At 47.0% G+C, this 3680-nt stretch carries 3 protein-coding genes and 2 pseudogenes; 2 read left to right on the top strand and 3 right to left on the bottom strand.

Annotated elements, in window-relative coordinates; translation table 11 throughout:
* A pseudogene (locus BM122_RS20685) lies at positions 1-87 on the bottom strand (IS200/IS605 family transposase); the annotation flags it as partial.
* Between the two features lie 371 nt (positions 88-458).
* Here BM122_RS20685 and BM122_RS20680 point away from each other — a divergent pair.
* Positions 459-755: pseudogene (locus BM122_RS20680) on the top strand (helix-turn-helix domain-containing protein); the annotation flags it as partial.
* Positions 756-763: 8 nt separating this feature from the next.
* Here the strand turns inward: BM122_RS20680 and BM122_RS20675 are convergent.
* Together BM122_RS20675 and BM122_RS20670 are read right to left on the bottom strand one after the other, a co-directional pair.
* Complete coding sequence (locus tag BM122_RS20675; RefSeq protein ID WP_074907493.1) at positions 764-2794, bottom strand: alpha-amylase family glycosyl hydrolase; 2031 nt, start codon at positions 2792-2794, stop codon at positions 764-766.
* Positions 2795-3165: 371 nt separating this feature from the next.
* On the bottom strand, positions 3166-3375 hold the full coding sequence (locus tag BM122_RS20670; protein ID WP_074907491.1) for a hypothetical protein: 210 nt from the start codon (positions 3373-3375) through the stop codon (positions 3166-3168).
* Positions 3376-3452: 77 nt separating this feature from the next.
* On the opposite strand from BM122_RS20670, the gene BM122_RS25760 reads away from it, so the two are divergent.
* Positions 3453-3680, top strand: a 228-nt coding sequence (locus BM122_RS25760; RefSeq protein WP_177198245.1) for a hypothetical protein, incomplete at its 3' end; no start/stop codon positions are given.

The following is a 3680-nucleotide window of genomic DNA, read 5'->3' as shown; positions in this document are numbered from 1 at the left end:
TATCACTTTCTTCCTTATTTTCGGAATAAATACGATATGGTACTTACAGTCCCATGTCGTATGGGCCAAACTCTGATAATCTCTCATTTGATTCTCCTAGCTCTTGATCAAGCTAAAAGAATCACGGTGACCGTATCACACGGTCAAACCTTTAATAGTCCCCCGGCATAGCCGGGGGATTACCTTATTTATTTAGAATTGGCACACCGTGGTACATCAGATAAGCGTTATGCTGACCGGATAAAAACCGTCTAACTATTAGGCAAAGGCTGGTCGGTTACTTAAGTGGCTGAAGCCCTCATAATTGATCGGGAAGCTGTGTGTAATCACTATAAGCGTTATCGCAAGGGAGGCTTGCCTGCTCTGCTCTCCGGAAGTTTGAGGTTGGTGGCAGCAAGTCTTTTCTGAATGAGCTGCAAAGGCAAGCATTAGATCAGCACTGAAATGTCTCTTACAGCGAAAGCGGCATAATCCAACTATTATGCCGAAGGGGCTATGTTTATAAAAAACCAAAGCTGGTGCCAGTTAAGGCTGATGCCGAGAAACAACGCGCTTTTCTAAAATGCTATGAAGCGCTCAAGGTAAATAAAGCGCCTGAAGACCCTATTTATTTCATGGATGCCACTCACCCGGTAGCCGGTTACGGATGGCTCAAACGCGACCAGGACCGTGAAATTCGCATTCATACCGGACGGCAATGCTTGAATATCAATAGCGCGATTAATTTTGTTAGCTATATTCAAACAACCACTTAAGTATTTTGTCATATGTCAAATAACGCGTAGACTTTAGCTTCCCAAGGAAAAATCGGCTCGCATCCAATCCATTCAGCGGGGACATCACGACTCTGGGTAATCTCGCGCCATTTCTTACCAGGGGGTGTGGATGGCCAATTGTGCACGCGATACTCCGCACTTGGATGATTTGCGTTCATCGTTATGAAATCGGAGAAGTTTGCAATGACTACTACTTGGCTGTCACTGGATGGTCGACCCCGACACCACACGACCACGCGTTTGTTGTCGTTGAAATCGACGTGAATAAAGCTGGTGTCATTTATAGATAACGCATCGTACGAAGTGCGAAACTTAATCAACCGCGTAACATAGTCGAAAATACGATGGCGGAACGGCTCATCCACTCGTTCGTAATTCACAGCGTCACGCTGCTTGGGAGGATGCTTGACACTTAAATCATGTTCGTCAGCGAACTCGTCGCCCGCAAAGATCATCGGAATACCCACTGCCGTCAGCAGGCAGGCAAAGGCGAGTTTGATACGTTCCTCTTTGAATACAATGCCATTATTGTCAAGGAAGTTATAAAGCCGCTCGTTACGAAAGCCTTCAACATCGTGACTACCCACATAATTTACTGCCTCGGTCCCGTCGTGGAAACCCATTAAACGGCAGTCAATCAGCTTCCGTATCGTCCATTCGAAGCTTGATTCTTTATCATCATTTCGTCCCAAAATTACATTGCGAACCATGCGCTTAAAGTCCTCGTTCCAAAGACCGTCCAGGCGGTTCTGATGCAATAAGTCAAGCGGCACGGAAAGCTCTTCCCCAACTACAATGAACTTATCGTCGGTGCCACCCTTATTTTTCCAAGTCTCTCTAGCTAAACCCTTAAATTCCTGCACAAAATCCCAGTTGGCGATGTTGTTGACGCTATCCATACGAATACCATCGATAGCGAAGTCCGCTAGCCAACGCAGCGCGTAGGCCTTCATCAGTTGCCTGGCCGGATATAAATCGCCCGTCAGACCTTCAACCGGATCATAGCCATGGACCTTGCTTGCGTATCGCCACAGACGGCCCCCGAAACCTTCACGCGTCCCCTGCCCGCCAGATTGTTGCGTTTCGGGATCGTGTGGAGATAACTTCGGGTCGATATGAAAATCAGGAAAGTTGACATTTTCTAATGCCCCTCGCGTACCGAAAGCCATTACCACATCGACAAAGAAACGAATACCTCGTTCATGGCATGCGGTAACAAGTTGAATCAAATCAATGTTTGATGTCGGCGATGAGTTGCTGATGGGGAAGCCAAGATTATAATCGGGTGCGAAGTAGTTGCTGGTGGCATATCCCCATTCACGTTCAACGAAGCTGTCGGCGGGTGGCAAAAGCTCAAGGGCGTTGATACCGAGTTCTGTCAGATGGCTGTGGCCTTGCTGCAACGACGGTATACCCTCAAAATTCATGGGAGCCGCCTGGGCATTGACAAGCGCGAGCACATCCCGGAATGTTCCCACACCGATCTGGGGATCACCGTGTACGTTAATGCGGGTCCAAGTGGTCGGCAGCTCGTAAATGACGATCCTGTTGTTGGGTGGTGCCTTATTCAATGCAATTCTCGGCGCGGAAATAAATGTTTCACCCGCTGCGTCGCAAGGCACGAGCTTACCACCTTCAAATTTCACCACAGCCGCCGGGTTCCGGTCATTGCCGTCATAGGGCGGCGGCAGCAAATCCGAGACCAATCGCCAATCAACGGTAAACGCGGTAGGGTCAGTACAACAGATACGACCTCCATTGCGAAAAGGACTGCTATCGGTAACTTCAAACCAATAGTGATAAACTTGTGTGTCAATGAGCCCGCACTGGTCGGCGCGAACATGCCACAGATCGGTATGACCTAATACTTGATTGAGGTTGATTTCCCGGCGTCCGGCTAACGTCGGTGGATTGCCTGCCTGAAATTGACCAATTATAAGTTTAGGTGCAATTGTCGTTTTATGCGGCCGCCATAACACGAAGGCAGTTTCTTTCTGGTCGAAAATATGAGCTGACATATGCGCAATCTCCTGATTTAAACCATGTTTCCCAGAGGTATCTAGGTCTGGTAGTAATTTACCTCTTTCGGTAATAGTAATAGGTCCGATCGCAGGGTATAAGAAAAATAAACACACTTCTAAACACTAAACTAATAGCCATTTTAAATAAAAACAAAATCCAAGCAATAATACATTCGCATACATTTTGTATTTCTTATTAACTGCCAAGTGGGCAAAACTTCAAAAACTTTATGCTCAATTGGCAGTAAAAATTACTATAATTAGATGCTCCATATGTGCTTTTTTCGCTTTTTGTGTTGTACAACATTGAACTCTGTCAGGGGTTCTTTATCACCTTCTCCCACCGCATTAAGTAGGTTGGTTCAGGGCTATTCGAATCCGCCGGAAGAAATTATCCGTAGCGGCCTTCCGCGTATTCCAAAATCCGAAGTGCCTCCACCGATCTGACTGTTATCATACTGCCAAGCAATGAAGGCACGCTCGCCAGACCCTTCGCCTATAGTTGTCTCGACACCTACAAAATCCAGATGGGGTGCCTCAGTTGTATTGACCTGGAACTCTTCTTGCTTTTGGCCCATGGGCCCTTCGTCTGAAAAAAGCTTCGCCTTGATAACTGGGCTAGCCTGAATATTGCACGAAGGGAAGTGGCAATTCCATGATAGTTTTTTATAATTCACTGATGTTACGCAGCCCCACGCTGATAGCGTATATTCCTGGCATGAAAACAAAGTATTTAAATTTATACACTGATTATTTGATCAGTACTACCGGCTACGCGAGGGCGACCGAAATAGGCTTTGTGGGTTTGGCCATTGCCGGGAGCAAGCTGGGCTACCGGCGTCTCATCAACATGCAAGGTGCTACCTTGCAGAAGATGCCAAGT

Source organism: Nitrosomonas communis (assembly GCF_900114745.1).
Classification (GTDB): Bacteria; Pseudomonadota; Gammaproteobacteria; order Burkholderiales; family Nitrosomonadaceae; genus Nitrosomonas; species Nitrosomonas communis_A.
The sequence above is the reverse complement of the archived record's forward strand: the minus strand, read 5'-3'. Positions and strand labels throughout refer to the sequence as shown.

Coding starts and splice junctions, on each gene's coding strand:
- BM122_RS20670 (WP_074907491.1), bottom strand. CDS start 3,375: ATGGGCCAAAAGCAAGAAGAGTTCCAGGTCAATACAACTGAGGCACCC.
- BM122_RS20675 (WP_074907493.1), bottom strand. CDS start 2,794: ATGTCAGCTCATATTTTCGACCAGAAAGAAACTGCCTTCGTGTTATGG.